Annotated in this window: 17 protein-coding genes and 1 pseudogene; 9 read left to right on the forward strand and 9 right to left on the reverse strand. The window is 71.6% G+C overall.

The window, feature by feature from the left end:
- Positions 1 to 29 precede the first annotated feature (29 nt).
- Positions 30 to 593 carry a hypothetical protein gene (locus tag ACFY9E_RS38520; RefSeq protein WP_390992993.1) on the reverse strand — a complete coding sequence of 188 codons (564 nt, stop codon included), beginning with the start codon at positions 591 to 593 and terminating at the stop codon, positions 30 to 32.
- Positions 594 to 1013: 420 nt separating this feature from the next.
- Here ACFY9E_RS38520 and ACFY9E_RS38525 point away from each other — a divergent pair, with 420 nt between their 5' ends.
- The 5 genes from ACFY9E_RS38525 to ACFY9E_RS38545 are packed head-to-tail and all read left to right on the forward strand — an operon-like array spanning position 1014 to position 5967.
- Positions 1014 to 4052, forward strand: a complete 3039-nt coding sequence (locus ACFY9E_RS38525) for a nitrate- and nitrite sensing domain-containing protein (RefSeq protein ID WP_390992952.1) — start codon at positions 1014 to 1016, stop codon at positions 4050 to 4052.
- Entirely contained in the window at positions 4049 to 4480 is a 432-nt protein-coding gene (locus tag ACFY9E_RS38530; protein ID WP_175431362.1) for a roadblock/LC7 domain-containing protein, read from the forward strand. The genes ACFY9E_RS38525 and ACFY9E_RS38530 overlap by 4 nt, the downstream gene beginning before the upstream one ends.
- Before the next feature lie 9 nt (positions 4481 to 4489).
- Positions 4490 to 4885: a DUF742 domain-containing protein gene (locus ACFY9E_RS38535; RefSeq protein ID WP_283972491.1), complete on the forward strand. Its 396-nt coding sequence runs from the start codon at positions 4490 to 4492 to the stop codon at positions 4883 to 4885.
- A 24-nt stretch (positions 4886 to 4909) separates the two neighbouring features.
- A complete protein-coding gene (locus tag ACFY9E_RS38540) occupies positions 4910 to 5365 on the forward strand; it encodes a hypothetical protein (RefSeq protein WP_390993002.1) in 456 nt (151 codons plus the stop codon).
- On the forward strand, positions 5362 to 5967 hold the full coding sequence (locus ACFY9E_RS38545; protein ID WP_390992996.1) for an ATP/GTP-binding protein: 606 nt from the start codon (positions 5362 to 5364) through the stop codon (positions 5965 to 5967). Before ACFY9E_RS38540 ends, ACFY9E_RS38545 begins: the two co-directional genes overlap by 4 nt.
- Positions 5968 to 6054: 87 nt before the next feature.
- On the opposite strand, the gene glpK is transcribed toward ACFY9E_RS38545, so the two are convergent.
- The 5 genes and pseudogenes from glpK to ACFY9E_RS38570 all read right to left on the reverse strand — a co-directional run bounded on the left by glpK (position 6055) and on the right by ACFY9E_RS38570 (position 11846).
- The gene (glpK, locus tag ACFY9E_RS38550) at positions 6055 to 7572 is read right to left on the reverse strand and encodes a glycerol kinase GlpK (RefSeq protein WP_390992956.1); all 1518 of its coding nucleotides are present in this window, start codon (positions 7570 to 7572) and stop codon (positions 6055 to 6057) included.
- A 19-nt stretch (positions 7573 to 7591) separates the two neighbouring features.
- Positions 7592 to 8386: an aquaporin gene (locus ACFY9E_RS38555; RefSeq protein ID WP_390992959.1), complete on the reverse strand. Its 795-nt coding sequence runs from the start codon at positions 8384 to 8386 to the stop codon at positions 7592 to 7594.
- A gap of 740 nt (positions 8387 to 9126) precedes the next feature.
- A pseudogene (locus ACFY9E_RS38560) lies at positions 9127 to 10201 on the reverse strand (hypothetical protein).
- A gap of 32 nt (positions 10202 to 10233) precedes the next feature.
- The gene (locus ACFY9E_RS38565) at positions 10234 to 11424 is read right to left on the reverse strand and encodes a lipid-transfer protein (RefSeq protein ID WP_390992962.1); all 1191 of its coding nucleotides are present in this window, start codon (positions 11422 to 11424) and stop codon (positions 10234 to 10236) included.
- Positions 11421 to 11846 (reverse strand): zinc ribbon domain-containing protein, encoded by a 426-nt coding sequence (locus ACFY9E_RS38570; protein ID WP_390992999.1) that lies wholly within the window; start codon positions 11844 to 11846, stop codon positions 11421 to 11423. Before ACFY9E_RS38570 ends, ACFY9E_RS38565 begins: the two co-directional genes overlap by 4 nt.
- A 174-nt stretch (positions 11847 to 12020) precedes the next feature.
- On the opposite strand from ACFY9E_RS38570, the gene ACFY9E_RS38575 reads away from it, so the two are divergent.
- Entirely contained in the window at positions 12021 to 12830 is an 810-nt protein-coding gene (locus ACFY9E_RS38575; protein ID WP_390992964.1) for a M15 family metallopeptidase, read from the forward strand.
- A gap of 47 nt (positions 12831 to 12877) precedes the next feature.
- Positions 12878 to 13414, forward strand: a complete 537-nt coding sequence (locus ACFY9E_RS38580) for an NUDIX domain-containing protein (protein ID WP_390992967.1) — start codon at positions 12878 to 12880, stop codon at positions 13412 to 13414.
- An 18-nt stretch (positions 13415 to 13432) separates the two neighbouring features.
- Here the strand turns inward: ACFY9E_RS38580 and ACFY9E_RS38585 are convergent, their stop codons facing one another.
- Positions 13433 to 15799, reverse strand: a complete 2367-nt coding sequence (locus ACFY9E_RS38585) for a TIM-barrel domain-containing protein (protein ID WP_390992970.1) — start codon at positions 15797 to 15799, stop codon at positions 13433 to 13435.
- Between the two features lie 211 nt (positions 15800 to 16010).
- Between ACFY9E_RS38585 and ACFY9E_RS38590 the strand changes: the two genes are divergently transcribed.
- Together ACFY9E_RS38590 and ACFY9E_RS38595 are read left to right on the forward strand one after the other, a co-directional pair.
- Positions 16011 to 17978, forward strand: coding sequence for an acetoacetate--CoA ligase (locus ACFY9E_RS38590; RefSeq protein ID WP_390992973.1), 1968 nt, complete (start codon positions 16011 to 16013; stop codon positions 17976 to 17978).
- Positions 17979 to 18163: 185 nt separating this feature from the next.
- Positions 18164 to 19054: a hypothetical protein gene (locus ACFY9E_RS38595; RefSeq protein WP_390992976.1), complete on the forward strand. Its 891-nt coding sequence runs from the start codon at positions 18164 to 18166 to the stop codon at positions 19052 to 19054.
- A 69-nt stretch (positions 19055 to 19123) separates the two neighbouring features.
- On the opposite strand, the gene ptsP is transcribed toward ACFY9E_RS38595, so the two are convergent.
- Both ptsP and ACFY9E_RS38605 read right to left on the reverse strand, forming a co-directional pair.
- Positions 19124 to 20794 carry a phosphoenolpyruvate--protein phosphotransferase gene (ptsP, locus tag ACFY9E_RS38600; protein WP_390992979.1) on the reverse strand — a complete coding sequence of 557 codons (1671 nt, stop codon included), beginning with the start codon at positions 20792 to 20794 and terminating at the stop codon, positions 19124 to 19126.
- A 79-nt stretch (positions 20795 to 20873) separates the two neighbouring features.
- Positions 20874 to 21323, reverse strand: coding sequence for a PTS glucose transporter subunit IIA (locus tag ACFY9E_RS38605; RefSeq protein WP_390992981.1), 450 nt, complete (start codon positions 21321 to 21323; stop codon positions 20874 to 20876).
- Between the last annotated feature and the right edge of the window lie 388 nt (positions 21324 to 21711).

Below are 21711 nucleotides of genomic sequence, written 5' to 3' on the forward strand. Positions count from 1 at the left end.
CGCCCCACCGCGGGCCCCCGCGGCACGCCTCACGAGTGGGACAACTGCCCGGCTCCACCCCGCCGGCCTATCCGCCCCTGTGCCCGCGCGGCGGCCCGCTCGTGCCGCCGGGTCCGGCGCCGCTCGCGCCGCAGGGACCGGGCCGTGCTGCTCGGCACGGACACCACCCCGTTGCGCTGGTTCCAGACCTGGCGGGTCACCCACACGTCGAGCGCCCCCCAGGTGGCCGCGATCGTGCTGACCACACTGCTGATCACCATCGGGAACGCCAGCCAGGACCCGGCCATCGTGCACAGGAACGCCACCATCGCCTGGATCAGCGTCACGGCTATGAGGAGGACCGCCCGCACGGCAGCCGTCCGCACGGGATCCGGCAAGCGGCGCCGCCGCGCGGGCTCCTCGACCCACAACGGCCGGTAGTACTGCTGTTCCCGGGCGCCGCGGCCCACCTGGTGAGCCGGAATCCCCGTCCCCCGCTCCGAAGGCCTCGCCGGACTCCCGTGACTGTCGCGCTCGCTCGCCTCCGTCTTCCGAGGCTCCGTCAGCTGCGCCCCGCCCGCCCTCGGCGCACCGCGCCGTTCCGCCGTGCCCATCACCGTGTCACTCCCCACCGCCAGCAGACCGCTCGCTCGCATCCGAAGACCCGTGTTCCCCAGTGGCTGCCCGGCTTGCGCTGTTTTACGCCGCCCGGATGCGGGACGCGGCTCCTGCGGCCGACTTCCGCCCCCGTCTCCCATGGAGAAGGACGAACAACTCCTCACGAAGATTCCCGGAAACCGAAAAGTTTCAGCCAACCGCCCTGGCTGAACACGAGGATTGGCCCACACCGTCACCACCGGTTTCGGGGAGACAACTCCCGCAATGCCCGGACAACTCCCGACGCCGTGCGGCTGGCGCGGAAGTTCAGGCTCCGGGCCGGTCTTCGAGTTCCCTGTGGGTCGGTAGTAGGCTCGCGCCGTTTGTTGACGCACATGTGTACCCCGGGTAGCCCGGGGCCCGAACTGGGGGAGGCCATGCGCTTTCGCGGGAAGTCCATCCGCCGGAAGATCGTGGCGCTGCTTCTCGTGCCGCTGGTGTCCCTGACCGCGATCTGGGCCTTCGCCACGGTCCTCACGGGACGTGAGGCGGGCGACCTGTTCAACGTGTCGTCCGTGGTGGAGAAGATCGGCTACCCCATCGAGGACACCGTGCGCGTCCTCCAGGAGGAACGCCGCCAGACCCTCGTCTACCTCGCCGACCCCCGTGCCTCCGACGGACTCGCCGCACTCCGCCGCAGCCGGACCGCCACCGACGAAGCCGTCGGCAGCATCCGCGAGAACGCCCGGCACCCCGACGTGCGCGACGCGATGGGCGCGGACACCGACGAGCGGCTGACCGCGGTCCTGGACGCCTTCGACGGCATCGAGTCGCTGCGCCGCAGCGTCGAGGACGGCACCGTCAACCGCACCCAGGCCCTCGACCTCTACAACCGGCTCGTCGACCCCTGCTACGTCCTCCTCGCCAACCTCCACGTGGTCGACAACGTCGAACTGGACAAGCAGTACCGCGCGCTGGTCAACCTCGCCCGCGCCCGTGAACTGCTCTCCCGCGAGGACGCCCTCCTCGGCTCCGCCCTGATCGTCGGCAGGATCTCCCGCTCCGAAGAGCGCGACATCTCCGACCTCGTGGCCCAGCGCACGCTGATGTACGACGTCAACCTGCCGCTGCTGCCCGCGGCGGAGCGCGACCGCTACCAGAGCTTCTGGAAGAACGCCTCCTCAGCTCCCCTGCGCGTGGCCGAGGAAGCCGCCGTCTCCTCCGGCACCGGGACGCCCCGCGGCGTCTCCGCCAAGAGCTGGGACAGCGCCGCCGGCGATGTGCTCGACGAACTCGGCACCCTCAACGACCAGGCCAACGACCGCTACCAGGACCGCGTCCACCCCGTGGCCGTCGGCGTCATCGCCAAGGCCGTCGTCGCCGGCGCCCTCGGCCTGATCGCGCTCCTGCTCTCCCTCTTCCTGTCCGTACGCGTCGGCCGCACCCTCATCCGCGATCTGCGGCAACTGCGTCTGGAGGCCCACGAGGCGTCCGGAGTGCGGCTGCCCAGCGTGATGCGCCGCCTCTCGGCGGGCGAGCAGGTCGACGTCGAGACGGAGGTCCCGCGCCTCGAATACGACAAGAACGAGATGGGCGAGGTCGGCCAGGCCCTCAACACCCTGCAGCGCGCCGCCGTGGAGGCCGCCGTCAAGCAGGCCGAGCTGCGCGCCGGCGTCTCCGAGGTCTTCGTCAACCTCGCCCGCCGCAGCCAGGTCCTGCTCCACAAGCAGCTGACCCTGCTCGACGCCATGGAACGCCGGACCGAGGACACCGAGGAACTCGCCGACCTGTTCCGCCTCGACCACCTGACCACCCGCATGCGCCGGCACGCCGAGGGCCTCGTGATCCTCTCCGGCGCCGCGCCCTCCCGTCAGTGGCGCAAGCCCGTCCAGCTCATGGACGTCGTGCGCGCCGCCGTCGCCGAGGTCGAGGACTACGAACGCATCGAGGTCCGCCGCCTGCCGAGGATCGCCATCAGCGGCCCGGCCGTCGCCGACCTCACGCACCTCGTGGCCGAACTCCTGGAGAACGCCACGGTCTTCTCCCCGCCGCACACCGCCGTCCAGGTCCTGGGCGAGCGCGTCGCCAACGGCTTCACCCTGGAGATCCACGACCGCGGCCTCGGCATGGCCGCCGAAGCGCTCCTGGACGCCAACCTCCGGCTCGCCGAGACACCGGAGTTCGAGCTCTCCGACACCGACCGCCTCGGCCTGTTCGTGGTCAGCCGACTCGCCCAGCGCCAGAACGTCCGGGTCTCCCTGCAGCCCTCGCCGTACGGCGGCACGACGGCCGTGGTCTTCATCCCCGACGCGCTCCTGACGGACGACGTCCCCGACACCAACGGCATCGGGTTCCGGCTCGACCGCCCCCAGCTCGCGCCCGGGAGCGAGCCGCAGGACAACCGCCGCGCCGCGCTGTCCCAGGCGTCCGCCCAGCGCCCCGGCCTGCCCGCCTCCCTGCTGGACGGTCCGGTCGAGCTGGAGGCGCCCGTCGACCTGGACACCGTCGGCGACTTCCCCGGCGCCATCGAGGACGACGACAGCGAACACGGCGGCCTGTTCCGCCCCCGTCACTCGCTCACCCGCGCCCCTGACGAGACGGCGGGACGTCGCGATCCGCGCCGCCAGGGCGCAGACGCCCGCAGCGCCGGGGACCGGACCGACGGCGAGGAGGAGCTGAGCGCTCCGGTCCCGTTGTCCCGCCGCCACACCCCCAAGCTGGTCAGTTCGCACGGGCGGCCGGTCACCGACCAGCGCCCCCGGCGGGGGAAGGCGGACGAGGAGACCACCACGGCCACCGGCCGGACGGAGCCGGGCCCCGCCTCCGCGCTTCCGCAACGCCGCCGTGGCGAAGGGCCCACGCCCGGCCGCCCCGGCCCCGAGCCCGCTACCGCCCTTCCTGCCCGGAGCCGCACCGAGAGCTCCTCGACCGGCAGCCGGCGGGGCGAGGCCCGGCCGGACGCTCCGCCCCCGCTGCCGGCCCGCCGCCGAGGGACGGACTCCCGCCGCGGCATCGGCGCCGCCGGCCGCGACGAGGACCGCACCGAATCCCCGGCCTCGCCCGGCAGCGGCCCCGGCGACCTGCCGGAGCCGTCCGGTCTGCCCAGGCGGACCCGCCGCGCGGAGATCGCGTCGGGCGGCCCGGACGCACCCGACCGCCCCTCCGGCTCCACGCCGGAGACCACCGGCGGCCCCGCGCGCCGGGGAGCCGGCGCCGCACCCCGGGAGACCGGCTCCGGCACCGCGCCGCTGCCCCGGCGTGTCCGGCAGGCCAACCTGGCCCCGCAGCTGAAGCGGACCTCGGAGCCGCGTACCGAGGACGGGGCCGAGCCCGTCGAACGCGACGCCGATGAAGTACGAAGCCGCATGGCCTCACTCCAGCGCGGCTGGCAGCGAGGCCGTGAGGAGAACGCCGCGGGCGATGCCGCCCACAGCGGCACAGCACCACAAGGAACGACAGAGGGGGACGGTCGATGACCGCACCGAAGGCGACCGGCCACACCACCAACACGGGCGAGCTGAACTGGCTCCTCGACGACCTGGTGGACCGCGTCGCGAGCATTCGCAAGGCCCTCGTGCTCTCCGGCGACGGATTGCCGACGGGCGTCTCCAAGGACCTGACCAGGGAGGACAGCGAGCACCTCGCCGCTGTCGCCTCCGGGTTCCACAGCCTCGCCAAGGGCGTGGGACGCCACTTCGAGGCCGGCAACGTCCGCCAGACGGTCGTCGAGCTCGACGACGCCTTCCTGTTCGTCACGGCGGCCGGCGACGGCAGTTGCCTCGCCGTCCTCTCGGACGCCGACTCGGACGTCGGCCAGGTCGCCTACGAGATGACGCTCCTCGTGAAGCGGGTGGGCGTGCATCTGGCCGCCGCTCCGCGCACCGATCTGCCCGCGGGCGGGTAGTGGGATGACATGAGCGCTGACGGTCAGGGAAGAAGCCACTGGTTCGACGACGAGGCCGGACCGGTCGTCCGTCCGTACGCCATGACCCGTGGCCGCACCAGCAGCCAGGGCCAGCACCGCCTGGACCTGATCGCGGTCGTGGTCGCGGAACCGCAGGCGGACGACCCGGAAGCGGACCACATGCTCTCCCCGGAGCACGTGGACATCGTCGAACTGTGCCGCGACGACCCGCAGTCGGTCGCCGAACTCGCAGCGGAACTCGACCTGCCGATCGGGGTGGTGCGGGTCCTCGTCGGAGATCTCGTGGACGCGGAGTTCGTCCATGTGAACCGGCCCGTGCCCCCTGCCGAGCTGCCGGACGAGAGTATTCTGCGCGACGTGATCAACGGGCTCCGGGCGCTGTGAGCAGCGCGGAAGCGGGGTACTGACGTGACTGGCCGGCAGATCCGGGCGCACCGGGGCGGCACCATCACGGACGCCGTCGCCCGGCGCCCGGACGGCCGGCTGCTCGCGCACGAACCGCTCTGCGACAGTCCCGCACGCGGCTTCGACGCCCCGCGCGTCGCCCGCCGGAACCGCCCGGACGTCTTCGCCCGTCGCACCGGCCTGCTCGAGCCGCCGCACGAACGGGTCGTCGAGACCCACGAGCGCACCGCCGCCGACGGCACCGTCCCGCGCGCCCCGGACCTCGACGGCTCCGCCGGACTCCACTGCGCGCACCTCCACTTCCACCCGGCCCGACGGTCCGTACCCCGGTCGGCGATGGTGGGGGCCGCGACTGTGCGGACGTCGTCACCGGCGACGTACTCGTCATCGAAAGCCCGGGCGCCGGAGGCTGCGGCCCGCCGTCGCCCGACCCCATCAAGCAGGAGAAGAGATCGATGATCTTCGGGCGTTCTGAGCGCGGCAAGCCTCCGGTCGAGCCCGTCACGCTCAAGATCCTGGTGGCCGGCGGCTTCGGCGTGGGCAAGACCACGCTCGTCGGCGCGGTCAGCGAGATCAGGCCGCTGCGTACCGAGGAGCTGCTCACCGAGGCCGGGCGCCCGGTCGACGACACCAGTGGCGTGGAGGGCAAGCACACCACGACCGTGGCCATGGACTTCGGCCGCATCACCCTCCGCGAGGACCTCGTGCTGTACCTCTTCGGCACGCCGGGCCAGGAGCGGTTCTGGTTCATGTGGGACGAGCTCTCCGAGGGCGCGCTCGGTGCCGTCGTGCTCGCCGACACCCGCCGTCTGGAGGACTGCTTCGCCGCCGTCGACTACTTCGAACGGCGCTCCATACCGTTCCTCGTCGGCGTCAACTGCTTCGAGGGCGCTCCCCGCTACCCGATCGAGGACGTCCGCCAAGCCCTCGACCTCGACGAGGGCGTGCCGCTCCTGATGTGCGACGCCCGCGACCGCGAGTCGGTCAAGGAAGCGCTCATCGGCGTCGTCCAGCACGCCATGGCGTACGGGGCCGACCGCCGCGAGGCCGTGACCGGCTGACACCGCCCCGGCCGAAGGGGCACGGCCCGTACCCCCGCCGACCGGGGTACGGGCCGCCGTCGGAAACGACGCTCCACGCGCGCGTGGTCAGCTGTCGCCCTCCTCCCAGCCGAAGCTCTTCTCCACGGCCTTGCGCCAGTTGTGGTACTCGCGGTCCCGCACCGGCGCCTCCATGTTCGGCGTCCACTCGACGTCCTTCTGCCAGTGCGCCTTGAGCTCGTCCAGGTCGTTCCACACACCGGTGGCCAGACCGGCCGCGTACGCGGCGCCCAGGCAGGTCGTCTCGGAGACCTTCGGCCGCACCACCGGCACGTCGAGGACGTCCGCCTGGTGCTGCATGAGCAGGTTGTTCTTGGTCATGCCGCCGTCGACCTTCAGGGTGGTGATCCGCACCCCGGAGTCCTGGTACATGGCGTCCACGACCTCACGGGTCTGCCAGCTCGTCGCCTCCAGCACCGCGCGCGCGAGGTGCGCCTTCGTGACGTACCGGGTCAGGCCGGTGACCACGCCCCGCGCATCGGAGCGCCAGTACGGCGCGAACAGGCCCGAGAACGCCGGCACGATGTAGGCGCCGCCGTTGTCCTCCACACTGGCCGCCAGGGGCTCGATCTCGTCGGCGGTACGGATGATGCCGAGCTGGTCGCGGAACCACTGGACCAGCGCGCCCGTGATGGCGATCGACCCCTCCAGGCAGTAGACCGCCGCCTCCTCGCCGATCTTGTACCCCATCGTCGTCAGCAGGCCGCTCTTCGACACCACCGGCCGGTTGCCCGTGTTGAGCAGCAGGAAGCTTCCCGTGCCGTACGTGTTTTTCGCCGTGCCCACGTCGTAGCAGGCCTGCCCGAACACGGCGGCCTGCTGGTCGCCCAGCGCGGAGGCCACCGGGACGCCCGCGAGCTGCCCGACGGCGGTGCCGTACACCTCGGCCGAGGAGCGGATCTCGGGCAGCATGGCCTCGGGGATGTTCATCGCCGAGAGGATCGAGGAGTCCCACTGGAGGGTCTCCAGGTTCATCAGCATGGTGCGCCCGGCGTTGGTCACGTCGGTGACGTGCTGCCCACCGTCCGTGCCGCCGGTGAGGTTCCAGATCAGCCAGGAGTCCATCGTGCCGAAGGCGATCTCGCCGCGTTCGGCACGCGCCCGCAGGTCGGGCACGTTGTCGAGCAGCCAGGCCGCCTTGGGCCCGGAGAAGTAGGTGGCCAGCGGCAGCCCCGTCTGCTCGCGGAAACGGTCCTGCCCGTCCGAGCCGCCCAGCTGGTTGCACAGCGCGGCCGTCCGCGTGTCCTGCCAGACGACGGCGTTGTGCACCGGCTTGCCCGTGGCGCGGTCCCACAGCAGCGTCGTCTCGCGCTGATTGGTGATCCCCATGGCGCTCAGCTGGTCGGCGCGCAGACCGGCCTTGGCGATCGCTCCCGCCACCACCGCCTGCACCTTGGACCAGATCTCGGTGGCGTCGTGCTCCACCCAGCCGGGTTTCGGGAAGATCTGGCGGTGCTCACGCTGGTCGACGGCGACGATCGCGCCGTCCTGGTCGAAGACGATGCAGCGGCTCGACGTGGTGCCCTGGTCGATCGCTGCGACGTACTTCGCGGAGTTGTCCGTCATGGCTACCCCTTCGGCTGGTTCAGAAGGCTGCGTTGTAGATGACGCCACCCAGCAGACCGCCGATCAGCGGGCCGACGACGGGGATCCACGAGTAGCCCCAGTCGGACGTGCCCTTGTTCTGGATCGGCAGGACGGAGTGGATGATGCGCGGGCCGAGGTCACGCGCCGGGTTGATGGCGTAGCCCGTGGGACCACCCAGGGACAGACCGATGCCGACCACCAGGAGGGCGACGAGAAGGATCACGATCCCGGACCCGTAGATGCCCTCCTGGCCGGGGATCAGTCCGATGCCGATGCCCTCGACGTGCCTGTTGTTGCCCACCAGGGCGAGGAGGGGCAGCACCAGGGCGATGGTGGCGAGGATCTCGGTGATCAGGTTGGCCACCGGGTTCCGGATCTCGGGGATCGTGGAGAAGATGCCCAGCGTCGGAACCGGCTCGTCCACGGTGCCCTCCGTGGTGCCCGTCTGCCGCACATTGGCGCGGAACTGGGCGAAGTACACGAGGTAGCACAGGACGGCCCCGATCATGGCGCCGGTGATCTGCCCCAGCAGATAGATCCACACCTTGTCCCACACGCCGGTGTCGACGGCGAGGCCGAGGGTGACGGCCGGGTTGAGGTGCCCTCCGGACAGCGGAGCCGCGGTGTACGCGCCCGCCAGCACGCCGAAGCCCCAGCCGAACGCGATCACCACCCACCCCGCGGCTCGCGCCTTCGAGAACCTGAGGGTGACGGCGGCGCACACCCCGGCACCGAAAAGGATCAGAATCGCGGTGCCGATCATCTCGCCGACGAAAATGTCTCCGTTGCTCATGGCGGCTCCTCAGCCTTGGCCCGGGACGATTCGCCCCGGTCCTCACCTGCAGGGTGCGTTTCCCGTGGCTACGTCAGCCGAAGGCAGGGTTTCCGCGCCCCGCCCGGCTTCCGTGACGAGCGTGCCGTCGCAGCCGAATCGCCCATGGGAGGCTGGTCCTTGGCGCAGGCGCATCCACGCGCCGCAGTGCCGGAATACGCCGAGTATGTACGGCGATGTCGACTGACACCGGAAGTGTTCACCGGCACCCAAGGGGCGTCAAGGTCGCCGACCGCAACGGTTGACGGCCATCCGACGGCCACCGGGCTCCTGCCGGGCCGGCGGGCCGGTTGCCCGGCCACGGTGGCGCCCGTTCGCGTCGTTGTTCAGATCTGTTCCGGGCCCGCGCGGGCCCGGGTGGAGCCGCGCGAGGCTTGGCTGATGGTGTCCGGCCTCCGCCGGGCTCCGCCTGGGCGGCGCAATCCCGGCCCGCACCTGACTCCTCGCTTGCTAGTGTCCAGGATCCACCTGACCTGGCCGTTTCTCAACCGCAGGAGTGACGCACGGCGCCAGGGCCGCCGCAGGACCCCGGCGGACCGGTCACCGCCTCGCCTCGACAGGTCCCCGCAGCGCCGCAAGCCTCGTGCCCAGCGCGCGCCTCGTTCCGCAGGAACCGGGGGCTGGGAGCTGGGGGCCACCGCCCCGCAACCGCCGAGCAGGAACCCGACGCCCGGTCCCGCCGGCACGGCGCAGCCCCACGCTCAGACGCCCTTGACGTCCGGCTGGACTCCCAGCCCGCACCCCGTCGGCGGCGACGTCGGCGTCGGCAGCGAGCCCCGGCGGGTCTCGTGGCCCGGGACGCCCGCCCGGCCCAGCACTCAACTCGACCCGTGCAGCGCCTTCGAGGCCTTCTTCAACCGCGCCGGACAGGCGGCGCCCTGCCGGTGATCGGTCACGCCGCCCGGCGGGCACAGCACCGTCGCGAGCCGGTGAGACCGGTCGGCGACCCGCCGGCCAGAGAGCGCCCAGCACCGTGGCGGCCAGCGGATCGAGACCTTCGGGAGCGGCGAGCACGAGGAAGTCGCCCCCACCGATGTCCCCGACGCGTGCCCCGTTCGTCGCGGCCTGTCGCAGCGCCCGCCCCACCGTCCCGAATGGACAGCGGGAAGCGGGAGCGGTGCACCGACCGGACCGGCACCCGGTGGTGTCCACGAACAGCACCGCGGACCCGTCCGGCGATCCGGTCAGCGGGCTCGCCCCTGCCCTGCGGATGCCGTGACGGGCAGTGGCGCGGCGGGCCGGACGAACTCCCGCACCGACGGTCCGGAACGCGGCGCGGCCACCTCGCCGGGGACCGGGGCGGAACATGGACGTCTGCGGCGGGCAGCCGCGCCGACGGCACGAACAGCCCGCTCCGCTCCAGCTGCGCCCTCGCCGCCACCGCGCACTGCCCTTCGGTCTCCGCGCCCTCCACGGCCGGGAGCGCCCCCGACTCGTCGCACAGCGTCGGCATCGACGCGGCACTGCTGGGTGCGCCAGAGTGACGCGTCCAGTCTCCCCAGGCCGGGCGCGGGGCCCGAGAGCAGCCGCAACGCATGTCCTCGTCGTCCCCGACACCGTCCGCGCTGATCCGGAAGCCCTGCTCGCGCAGCGCGTCCACCGCCTCCAGCAGAGCCTGCCGCGGCACGTGCGTGTACGCGGACAGATGTCGATCGTCACCTTCCACGGCAGCCACCCCGCCTCCGGCACGGCGCCGTGCAGTGAGGGGAGCCCGCCGAGGTCAGATGCGGTCACGGACCGTATGCCTGAGGGTGCGTACGGCGGTACGACCGGCACCCGGTGCGTCGTCGGCCCGGGGCCCTTGTGCGTCAGCGCACCGCGATCACCGCCGACCCGTGCCCGAACAGCCCCTGGTTCGCGGTGATGCCCACGTGCGCCCCGACGACCTGCCGGTCACCCGCCTCGCCCCTCAACTGCCGTGTCAGTTCGCAGACCTGAGCTATCGCCTGCGCCGGAACGGCCTCGCCGAAGGAGGCCAGTCCTCCGCTGACGTTCACCGGTATCCGACCGCCCAGGGCTGTTGCCCCGTCCCGCAGCAGCTTCACGCCCTCGCCCTCACCGCACAGCCCCAGATCCTCGTACCACTGCAACTCCAGGGCGGTGGACAGGTCGTAGACCTCGGCCAGCGACAGGTCCTCCGGCCCGATCCCCGCCTCGTCGTAGGCGGCGCGGGCGATCCGGCTCCGGAACGGCGTGCCGGGGGGATCCACCGCTGCCGTGGAGTCCGTGGCGATGTCCGGCAAGTCAAGCAGCGTGTTCGGGTAACGCGGCGTCACCGTGGACACGGCCCGGATGCGCACCGGCCGCACATGCCCGTGCCGGCGCGCGAATTCCATGCTCGAGAGCACCACCGCCGCGCCCCCGTCGGAGGTCGCGCAGATGTCGAGCAGACGCAGCGGGTCGGCGACGACGGCGGAGGCGGCGACCTCCTGGGCGGTGACGCGGCTGCGGTAGCGGGCGTGGGGGTTCAGTGCTCCCATCGCCGAGTTCTTCACCTTCACCTGCGCGAAGTCCTCCGGTGTGTCGCCGTGCACGGCCATGCGTCTGCGGGCGTACAGCCCGAAGTACACGGGGTTGGCCGCCCCGAGGATCCGGAACCGCAGCCAGTCGGGGTCGTCGGGCCGGTCCCCGCCAGCGGGACGGAAGAACCCCTTGGGAGCCGCGTCGGCCCCCACGACGAGCACCACCTCGGCCAGCCCGGCGAGAATCTGTGCCCGCGCGGCGTCGACGGCCTGCGCCCCCGACGCGCACGCCGCGTACACGCTGGTGACCCGCGCGCCCTGCCAGCCCAGTGCTTTCGCGAACGTCGCCCCCGCGACATACCCGGGATAGCCGCCACGCACCGTGTCCGCGCCGACGATCGCGCCGACGTCCCGCCACTCCAGCTCGGCATCGGTGAGCGCCGCGCGGGCCGCCGCGACGCCGTACTCCACGAAGCTGCGCCCCCACTTGCCCCACGGGTGCATGCCCGCGCCGAGCACCGCCACCTCTTCCGTCATGCCGTCACCCCCGTCGGCCGCCAGTGCCACGTCGTCCAGGTCGTCTCCGCGTCCTCATGGAGCACGCCGGACACGACCTCCACCTCCATGCCCACCGCCAGATCGGCCACGGTGGTCCCGGGCACCGCCTGCCCAAGCACCACCATCCCTTCGGCCTCCAGCTCCACAGCGATCAACGCGCACGGCTCCCATGGAAGTTCCGCATCGGTCACGTAGGGTGACGGCGGCCGGTACCGGCTGTCCGTGTACGACCAGATGCGCCCATGGCGCGACAGCGGAACCTCCCCCAGCTCACCGCCCACGCAGGCGGGATTGCGGCAGTGGTGGTCCTCCCGGGGGAAGAAGACCGTGGCACACGCCGAACAACGCGTGCCGAGCAGCCGGAAACCGTCCCCCTCCCCGGCGAACCACCCTGTCACCACAGGTGTTCGTACACGCGTCACGGCGCCTCCCCGCAGATCGGATCTGACGGTACGTCAGAAGTCTGCCATGGCCGCTCGCGGATCGGCAGGCCACGAGCCCGGCGCCGGCGGACCGTCGCCACTCCGCGGACGCTCCCTTTCCCCGGCGCCCCCGTTCCTGATAGACGCAGGTGCATGACACGACTCAGGACCGTGGCCCGTGCCCTGCTCACCGCGTTCACCGTCACGCTGACGGCGATCACCTCCACCGCGACCGCCCGGGCGGGCACCGATCCCAAGGCGCCGAAGGACTTCGTGGCACTCGGAAGCGTGGACCCGACGATCATTCAGGAGATGCGTTACGTCACCCCGCACAACTTCGTGGGCGAGCGCATCGAGGGCTACCGGCAGCCCCTCTGCATCCTCACCCGTCCCGCTGCCGAAGCCCTCCACAAGGCCCAGAACGCGCTCCTGCGCCAGGGCTACTCGCTCAAGGTGTACGACTGCTACCGACCGCAGCGCGCCGTGAACCACTTCGTCCGCTGGGCCGAGGACCTCGACGACGAGGCGATGAAGGGCGAGTTCTACCCGAACGTCGACAAGACCCGGCTCTTCGCCGACGGGTACATCGCGGCGAAATCCGGCCACAGTCGTGGTTCGACCCTGGACGTCACCCTCGTCAGGCTCCCGGCAAAGCCGACCCGCCCCTACCGTCCGGGGGAGCCCCTGGTGCCGTGCTTCGCGCCCCGGAGCGAGCGGTTCCCCGACAACTCGATCGACATGGGAACCGGCTTCGACTGCTTCGACACCCTTTCGCACACCCTCGACCCGCGCATCCAGGGCCGGCAGCGCGCCAACCGGCTGCTGCTCAAGGACACCCTGGAAGGCGTCGGCTTCGTGAACCTGGCAGAGGAGTGGTGGCACTACACCTTCAAGCCCGAGGCCTATCCGGACACGTACTTCGACTTCCCCGTGTCCAGGAAGTCGCTCACCGGTGCCCACTGAGCCGCCTGCCCGAGGCGCCCTCTCCGCGATCGGCTACAGTCCGCCGCGTGTCCGAAACTCAGCACTCCGCTTCCAACTCCGCGCCGAACTCCCACTGTTCGAGCTGCGGCGCGCCCTACGGAGAGGGCGTCACCGGCTGGCCCCGCACCTGTCCGGTGTGCGGCGCCATGGCGTACCGCAATCCACTCCCGGTCGCGGTGGCCCTCCAGCCCGTCTACGACACCAAGGGCACCGCCCTGGTCGTCATCACCCGAACCATCGCTCCCGCGCGCGGGGGCATCGCCCTGCCCGGCGGCTACATCGACGACCGGGAGGACTGGCGGCAGGCCGTCATACGCGAACTCAGGGAGGAAACCGGCATCGACGCGGCCGGCCGTGACGTACGGCTCGTCGACGCCATGAGCTCACCCGACGGGCACCTGCTGCTGTTCGGCCTCCTCCCGGAACGCCCGGCCGAGGGCCTGCCGTCCTCCACCACCACGGACGAGACGGAGGGCTGGCACCTGCTGCGCAGGCCCGAGGAGCTCGCCTTCCCCCTGCACACCCTGGCCGTACGGGCCTGGTTCGAGGGCAGGTACATCTGAGCTCAGCCCAGTGAGAGCTCAGTGCTCCCCGACCCCGCGGACGCGCACGGGGTGGGGCGGCGCACTCCCGTGCTCCCCACCTTCCCGTTCGACGACCACCCGCGAGCCCATCCAGCGAGCGGAATAGCGCTCGATCTCCGGCTCGTCCCACCCCTCGCCCCCGTCCGGCACGACCAGACCGACTCCGGTCCGTCCCCGGGCGGGCGCCCACACCTCCAGCTCCAGACCACCGTCCGCCCCACGGACCGGAATCACGGCACCCGCGCGCGCGAACACCGGGATCCGCGACAGCGGCGCGTCGACGAGCACCTGCCCCGGCCCCTCGTACGCCCGCCCCGTCGCGGTGTCGTACCAGCGCCCCCGCGGCAGCCGCACGGCACGCCGCTCGGCGCCCGCGTCCAGCACCGGCGCCACCAGCAGGCTGTCACCCAGCAGAAAGGCGTCCTCGCAGTCACGCAGCGCCCGCTCCTCCGGCGCCACCCACCACAGGGGCCGCACATAGGGCGCTCCGGTACGCCGCGCCAGATGCGCCAGCGTCATGAAGTACGGCAGCAGCCGCCGGCGTTCCACGAGCGCCACGCGCGCGTGCTCCAGCACCTCGCCGCCGAACTCCCACGGCTCCCTGCGTCCCGCCCGCAGACCCGCGTGCGTACGGAACAGCGGCAGATACGCGCCCAGCTGGAACCACCGCAGATACAGCTCGGGGGACGGATCCCCGTCGAAGCCCCCGACGTCCGGCCCCGAGTACGGGACGCCGCACAGGCCGAGACCCATCACCAGCGACAACGACGCCCGCAGCCCCGGCCAGCCGGTGGCCACGTCCCCCGACCAGGTGCCTCCGTAGCGCTGCATGCCGGCCCACCCGGAGCGGGAGAACAGGAACGGCCGCTCCTGCGGCGCGAGTCTTCGCAGGCCCTCGAAGCCCGCCCTGGCCATGCACAGGGCGTACACGTTGTGTGCCTCACGATGGTCACCGCCCCGCCCCTCCAGGGAGTGCCGGGCCGAACGCGGCAGCGTCGACTCCCCGAAGGCGGTGAACGACGTCGGCTCGTTCAGCTCGTGCCAGAACCCCGAGAAGCCCTGGGCGAGCCGCTCCTCGTAGAGGCCGCCCCACCACTCACGCACGCGCGTGTGCGTGAAATCGGGAAACACCACCTCCCCGGGCCACGCGACACCCTCCACGACCTCACCCGAGGCGTCCCGCACGAACGCCTCCGTCGCCACACCGCCGTCGTACACCGCGTTGCCGGGAAGGGCCTTCACCGCCGGGTTCACGACCGACACCAGCCGGATGCCGTCCCGCCGGAGCTCCTCGGCCAGCACGGGCAGTTTCGGGAAACGGTCCTGGTCGACGGTGAACACCTGATGCGCGTCGAGGTGGTCGATGTCCAGGTGCACGGCGTCGAGCGGCAGGCCGTGCTCCAGATACCCCGCGACGATCCGCCGCACCTCCTGCTCACTGCCGAACCCCCACCGCGCGTGATGGTGCCCGAGCGCCCACGCGGGCGGCAGGGCGGGCGCCCCGGTGAGCGACGCCCAGGCGAGCAGCACGCGCGCGGGGGTGCCCACCATCACCCAGCAGCGCAGCGGACCGCCGTCCATCCGCAGCTCACTCGTCCCCGCACGGTCGTGTCCGGAACCCGCGCCCTCCTCGCCCGCCCGCAGCGTCACCGTGCCGTCCCACGAGTTGTCATGGAAGGCCAAATGGGTGCCGCCGTCGGACACCACCACCTGCACGGGCATCGTGAGGTACAGCGGGTCGTCGCCCGGCGCGACGGAGCGGCCGGGATCGGTGTTCCACAGCCGGTACGTCCCGTCCGGCAGCCCAGGACCCGCGGTCCGTCCCCCGAGACCGAAGAACCGCGCGTCGGCGCCCACCTCCGACCGCTGCATCCACCGCCCCGGGCCCCCGCCGACCGGCTCCCACCACCGCGGCGGCAGCTCACGCCGCAGGGTCACACCACCCGGAGTGAGCACCTCCACCGCGCCGTGCCGCGAGACCACGACCGTGACCCGCTCGGCGACCACCCGCCAGCCGCCCTCCTTGTCCGGCTCCAGGACCGCCCGCGGATCCGGCTCCGGACACCCACCGGCCAGCGCGTACGACGGCTCGGGCTCCGCCCCGTCCCAACCCCAGAACACGGCCCCATTCACAGCGACCAGAACACGCAGCTCCGACCGGCTGAAGCGGACGACACCGCCGCCCGGCCCCGGCTCCACGTCCTCCACGGGCCCGGGCACCCGCGCACGCTCCGCCCCACGCGCCGGCAGCCCGGTGGCGTCGGCCCGGCGCCTGCGCCACGCTGCTCGTACGGTACGCACACCCTGCGCCGCCCCCACCGAAGCCACCGCTTTCACCGAACGCACCAGGTCACGACCGTTCATGCTGCTCACCCTGCCATTGACCGCCCCGCGCACGGGTGTCGTTCAACTGCCGTTCACCCGTGCCCGGACCACATCTTCACGACACGGACTATGTGGGGCGCACCCTGGTGCCGAAGTCGATCACATGGCATTGTCCGTGCCATCCGCTCACGCGCACACCCCAGCCCGTGCGCGGAGGACGCACACGACGCGCACAGTCCGGGAGCCGACCATGTCGACCGAGAGTCCCCAGCCGCTCTGGCAGCCAGACCCCGAGCGCATCGCCCGGGCACGGATCACCAGGTTCCAGGCCTGGGCCGCCGAACGCCACGGCGCCCCCGCCGAGGGCGGCTACGCGGCCCTGCAACGCTGGTCCGTCGACGACCTCGACACCTTCTGGAAAGCCGTCACGGAGTGGTTCGACGTCCGCTTCTCGACCCCCTACGCGCGCGTGCTCGGCGACCGCTCGATGCCGGGCGCCCAGTGGTTCCCCGAAGCGACCCTCAACTACGCCGAACACGCCCTGCGAGCGGCCGCCACCCGCGCGGACGAACCGGCCCTCCTGTACGTCGACGAGACGCACGAACCCCGCCCCGTCACCTGGGCCGAGCTGCGCCGCCAGGTCGGCTCCCTGGCCGCCGAACTGCGCACGCTCGGCGTACGCCCCGGCGACCGCGTCAGCGGCTACCTCCCGAACGTCCCGCAGGCCGTGGTCGCCCTCCTCGCCACAGCCGCCGTCGGCGGCGTCTGGACCTCCTGCGCACCCGACTTCGGCGCCCGCAGCGTCCTCGACCGCTTCCAGCAGGTCGAACCCGTCGTCCTCTTCACGGTCGACGGCTACCGCTACGGAGGCAAGGAACACGACCGACGCGACGTCGTCGCCGAACTGCGCCGCGAACTGCCCACCCTGCGCGCCGTGATCCACATCCCGCTCCTCGGCACCGAGGCACCCGAGGGCGCCCTGCACTGGTCGGCCCTCACCTCGGCGGACACGGACCCCGTCTTCGAGCAGGTGCCCTTCGACCACCCCTTGTGGGTGCTCTACTCCTCCGGCACGACCGGCCTGCCCAAGGCCATCGTCCAGTCCCAGGGCGGCATCCTGGTCGAGCACCTCAAGCAACTCGGCCTGCACTGCGACCTCGGCCCGGAAGACCGCTTCTTCTGGTACACCTCGACCGGCTGGATGATGTGGAACTTCCTCGTCTCCGGCCTGCTCACCGGCACCACGATCGTCCTCTACGACGGCAGCCCGGGCTACCCCGACACCGGCGCCCAGTGGCGGATCGCCGAACGCACGAAAGCCACCCTCTACGGCACCTCGGCCGCCTACGTCATGGCCTGCCGCAAGGCCGGGGTGCACCCGTCGCGCGACTTCGACCTCTCCTCCGTCCAGTGCGTCGCCACCACCGGCTCGCCCCTGCCACCCGACGGCTTCCGCTGGCTCCACGACGAGGTCCGCGACGACCTGTGGATCGCTTCCGTCAGCGGCGGCACCGACGTGTGCTCCTGCTTCGCCGGTGCCGTACCCACCCTCCCGGTCCACGTCGGCGAACTCCAGGCCCCGTGCCTCGGCACCGACCTGCAGTCCTGGGACCCGAACGGCAGCCCCCTCGTCGACGAGGTCGGGGAACTGGTCGTCACCAACCCCATGCCGTCGATGCCCATCCACTTCTGGAACGACCCCGACGGCAGCCGCTACCACGACAGCTACTTCGACACCTACCCCGGCGTATGGCGGCACGGCGACTGGATCACCGTCACGTCCCGCGGATCCGTCGTCATCCACGGCCGCTCCGACTCCACGCTCAACCGCCAGGGCGTCCGCATGGGCTCCGCCGACATCTACGAAGCCGTGGAACGTCTCCCCGAGATCAGGGAGTCCCTGGTCATCGGCATCGAGCAGCCCGACGGCGGCTACTGGATGCCCCTCTTCGTCCACCTGGCCCCCGGAGCCGTCCTCGACGAGACCCTGCTGAACCGCGTCAAGCAGACGATCCGCGAACAACTGTCACCGCGCCACGTCCCCGACGAGATCATCGAAGTGCCCGGAGTCCCGCACACCCTCACCGGCAAGCGCATCGAGGTCCCCGTCAAGCGCCTCCTCCAGGGCACCCCGCTGGAGAAGGCGGTCAACCCGGGCTCCATCGACAACCTCGACCTGCTGAACTTCTACGAGGACCTGGCCCGCAAACGCGCCTGACCCCACCACAACTCGACGTCACCACGGCGCAGGCCGCAGCCCACACCCGCACACACGCTGTGACCTGCGCCTTCTTGCCGTCCTTGTGCTGTCGACCGAGTGCGAACTCCCACGGCGCCCGGCTCACTGTCAGTGCCGACGATTACTGTGAGTGAGCATTGATCGACCGCGCACAGGGGGAAACAATGGCGCACACAGACAACCGGACCATGCGCCGCGCACTGCGCCGCGAAATCGCCGGCACCATCGGCCTGCTGACCGACGAGCACGATTTCCGGGCCATGCGGCGCTACCGCAGCTTCACCTTCGACGACCACGCCACCTACCTGAAACAGGTGGAGGGCCTCCTCAGGACCCGAGCCCTGCAGGGCGGCCACACCACGGTGGCACTCTTCGACCCCGAGGAGTACGCCGAGTTCTGCGCGCGGAAGGGACTCGACCCCGACAGCCCGTCGAGCCGCACCCGCTTCACCGCACAGATCGCCCTCACCGGCCCGACCCTTCCCTACGACGGCCGGCCACTGGCCGACCTGCTCCCCGCCCTCGTCGACGAGGCCGTGCGGCAAGCCACCTGGGAGTACGCGACCACCCTCCTCGCCCGCCTGGGCGCCTGCACCGCCTGTGGCGAGGACATCGGACGCGCGGCCTTCACCCGGGCCTCCGACCTGCTCGTCCGCATCCTCGACACGGCCCCACCAGGCCACCGCCACCTCGTCTGCAGCGTCACCGGATCTCCCGAAACCCTCATCGCCGCCCTCCACATCACCGACCAGGGGGCCGAGCCGAAACCGGACGAGACCGAAGCCCTGGAGTTCACCACGGTCCTCGCCCTCGGCCTGGCCACCAACAGCCCCGGCGGACTCGTCATCCGCACCAGCGCCCCAGGCACACCCGACCGCGTCTACGGCTGGCGCATGCGCGCCTACGGACTCGAACCCCTCACGGCGGGAGAGGTCTTCGACGCCTACTGCACCGACGTCGAATCCGGAGACCTCATCTCCCCGGAATCCAACGTCGACTACTGCACGCCGCCCGACCTCGGAGAGGAGAAACCCGCCCAGGGGCATCACCACTGAACACGGGAGGGGCGCCCCACCTCAGTGGAGCGCCCCTCGCCGGGCAGCCGCCGGCCGGCCGTGCCGGACCTACTCGCCCGACAGCACCGCCTGCGCCGCACTGCGCGCGTCCTCGGCACTGTCCGTCGCCCGCGCCGCCGCGGCAGCCCGCTCGCACTGCGCCAGCGTGTACTTCGCCAGCGTCGCCCGGACATAGGGAATCGACGCCGCACCCATCGAGAGAGAGGTGACGCCCAGACCGGTCAGCACACACGCGAGCAACGGGTCGGACGCGGCCTCACCACAGACACCACAGCTCTTGCCCTCGGCCTTCGCCGCCTCGGCGGACAGCTCCACCAGGTCGAGCAGGGCGGGCTGCCACGGATCCTGCAGCCGGGACACCGCACCCACCTGACGGTCGGCGGCGAAGGTGTACTGGGCGAGGTCGTTGGTCCCCAGCGACAGGAACTCGACCTCCTGCAGGATCGAGCGAGCCCGCAGCGCCGCCGACGGGATCTCGACCATCGCGCCGAACTTCGCCCGCAGCCCGGCCTCCCGGCAGGCGTCCGCGAAGGCCCGGGCGTCCGTACGGTCCGCCACCATCGGGGCCATGACCTCCAGGTAGACCGGCAGCCCCTCCGCGGCCTTCGCGAGCGCGGTCAGCTGGGTGCGCAGAACATCCGGGTGGTCGAGCAACGTCCGCAGGCCCCGCACGCCGAGCGCCGGGTTCGGCTCGTCGGCCGGCGTGAGGAAGTCGAGCGGCTTGTCCGCGCCCGCGTCCAGCACCCGCACCACGACACGTCCCTCGGGGAACGCCTCGAGCACCTGGCGGTAGGCGGCGACCTGCTTCTCCTCGGACGGCGCCTGCTTGCTGTCGTCCAGGAAGAGGAACTCCGTACGGAAGAGACCGACACCCTCGGCACCGGCCTCGACAGCGGCCGCCACATCAGCGGGGCCGCCAATGTTCGCGAGCAGCGGCACCTTGTGACCGTCCGCCGTGGCACCGGGCCCCGTCGAGGCCGCCAGCGCAGCCTTCCGCTCGGCGGCCGCGGCCTCGAGCTGCGTCTTCTTCTCGTCGCTCGGGTCCACGAAGATCTCGCCCGTGCTGCCGTCGACGGCGATCATCGTGCCCTCGGCGATCTCACCGGCACCAGGCAGCGCCACCACGGCCGGCACACCGAGCGCACGCGCCAGAATCGCACTGTGGCTGGTCGGCCCGCCCTCCTCGGTGACGAAGCCCAGCACCAGCGTCGGGTCCAGCAGCGCGGTGTCGGCCGGAGCGAGGTCACGGGCGACCAGGACGTAGGGCTCGTCGCTGTCGGGAACGCCCGGCATCGGCACCCCCAGCAGACGGGCGACGATGCGGTTCCGCACGTCGTCGAGGTCCGCCACGCGGCCGGCGAGGTACTCACCGGCACCCGCCAGCAGCTCGCGGTAGGAGGCGAACGCGTCGTAGACCCCGCGCTCCGCCGTACTGCCCACGGCGATCCGCCGCTCCACATCGGCCATCAGCTCGGGGTCCTGGGCCATCATGGCCTGGGCCTCGAGCACCGCCTGGGCCTCGCCCCCGGCCAGATTGCCACGCGCTATCAGGTCGGCGGCCACAGCCTCCACGGCCTTGCGGGCGCGCCCCTGTTCACGCTCCGCCTCCTGCGCCGGGATCTGCTTCGCGGGCGGCTCGAGCACCGCCGTTCCCATGTGCCGAACCTCGCCGATCGCCACACCGTGGCTCACACCGACGCCTCGCAGGGTTGTCTCCATCTCACCCGTCTCCGATAGAGCGGCGGGCCCCGCCGCCGCGTTGGTTGTGGTACTCGCCGTCATCACGACGGCACGGACGTCACTTCCAGAGGAAGAGACTGTCGCCGGCCTTCACATCGCCGTCGATACGAAGATCGGAGAGAGCTTCGGCCGTGGCCTCCAGTGCCACGACCGGGCAGACCGCGGACTTGCCGGCGGCCTCGACGGCGGCCGGGTTCCAGCGCACGACGCCCTGACCGCGCCTGACGGTGTCGCCCTTGTTCACGAGCAGCTCGAAACCCTCGCCGTTGAGCTGCACGGTGTCGATGCCGAGGTGGGTGAGCACACCGTGCCCGTTCTCGTCGACGACGACGAACGCGTGCGGGTGCAGAGAGACGATGACGCCGTCCACGGGCGAGACGGCCTCGGAAGGCTCACGTACGGGGTCGATCGCTGTGCCCGGGCCGACCATGGCCCCGGAGAAGACGGGATCCGGCACGGCTGCCAGTCCGATGGCGCGTCCTGCGAGCGGGGACGTCACGGTGGTCATGGGAAACCTCCCAGGGGTGGAGATCGATATGGCCGTCCTTGTAGGTACCGGACGGCACACTGTTCAGCAGCGTATGTCACCTGAAGTGCCGGTTCCGCGTGAGCACTCCGAAGTGGTCTAGACCATACCCCAAATCGATTTGCACCCGCTCCGCGGCCGCGTGTACAGTCGTACTCCTGCTTGGGGCTGAACGGCGCAACCTTGCGTCCCGGCCGAGCAGCATCCAACTTGTCAGATCCTAATCTCTGGGTCGCCTTCTGCATGCCTGCAGGACGGTGGTCAGGGGGCCGGAAAAACACTGATAGAGTTTGGAACACCGAAGGGAAGCCCGGAGGAAAGCCCGAGAGGGTGAGTACAAAGGAAGCGACCGTTCCTTGAGAACTCAACA

The sequence above is a fragment of the Streptomyces sp. NPDC012466 genome (assembly GCF_042955215.1).
Lineage (GTDB): Bacteria > Actinomycetota > Actinomycetes > Streptomycetales > Streptomycetaceae > Streptomyces.

Coding starts and splice junctions, on each gene's coding strand:
- ACFY9E_RS38525 (WP_390992952.1), top strand. CDS start 1,014: ATGCGCTTTCGCGGGAAGTCCATCCGCCGGAAGATCGTGGCGCTGCTT.
- ACFY9E_RS38520 (WP_390992993.1), bottom strand. CDS start 593: ATGGGCACGGCGGAACGGCGCGGTGCGCCGAGGGCGGGCGGGGCGCAG.
- glpK (WP_390992956.1), bottom strand. CDS start 7,572: ATGACGGACAACTCCGCGAAGTACGTCGCAGCGATCGACCAGGGCACC.
- ACFY9E_RS38575 (WP_390992964.1), top strand. CDS start 12,021: ATGACACGACTCAGGACCGTGGCCCGTGCCCTGCTCACCGCGTTCACC.
- ACFY9E_RS38545 (WP_390992996.1), top strand. CDS start 5,362: ATGATCTTCGGGCGTTCTGAGCGCGGCAAGCCTCCGGTCGAGCCCGTC.
- ACFY9E_RS38565 (WP_390992962.1), bottom strand. CDS start 11,424: ATGACGGAAGAGGTGGCGGTGCTCGGCGCGGGCATGCACCCGTGGGGC.
- ACFY9E_RS38585 (WP_390992970.1), bottom strand. CDS start 15,799: ATGAACGGTCGTGACCTGGTGCGTTCGGTGAAAGCGGTGGCTTCGGTG.
- ACFY9E_RS38530 (WP_175431362.1), top strand. CDS start 4,049: ATGACCGCACCGAAGGCGACCGGCCACACCACCAACACGGGCGAGCTG.
- ACFY9E_RS38535 (WP_283972491.1), top strand. CDS start 4,490: ATGAGCGCTGACGGTCAGGGAAGAAGCCACTGGTTCGACGACGAGGCC.
- ACFY9E_RS38555 (WP_390992959.1), bottom strand. CDS start 8,386: ATGAGCAACGGAGACATTTTCGTCGGCGAGATGATCGGCACCGCGATT.
- ptsP (WP_390992979.1), bottom strand. CDS start 20,794: ATGGAGACAACCCTGCGAGGCGTCGGTGTGAGCCACGGTGTGGCGATC.
- ACFY9E_RS38590 (WP_390992973.1), top strand. CDS start 16,011: ATGTCGACCGAGAGTCCCCAGCCGCTCTGGCAGCCAGACCCCGAGCGC.
- ACFY9E_RS38605 (WP_390992981.1), bottom strand. CDS start 21,323: ATGACCACCGTGACGTCCCCGCTCGCAGGACGCGCCATCGGACTGGCA.
- ACFY9E_RS38595 (WP_390992976.1), top strand. CDS start 18,164: ATGGCGCACACAGACAACCGGACCATGCGCCGCGCACTGCGCCGCGAA.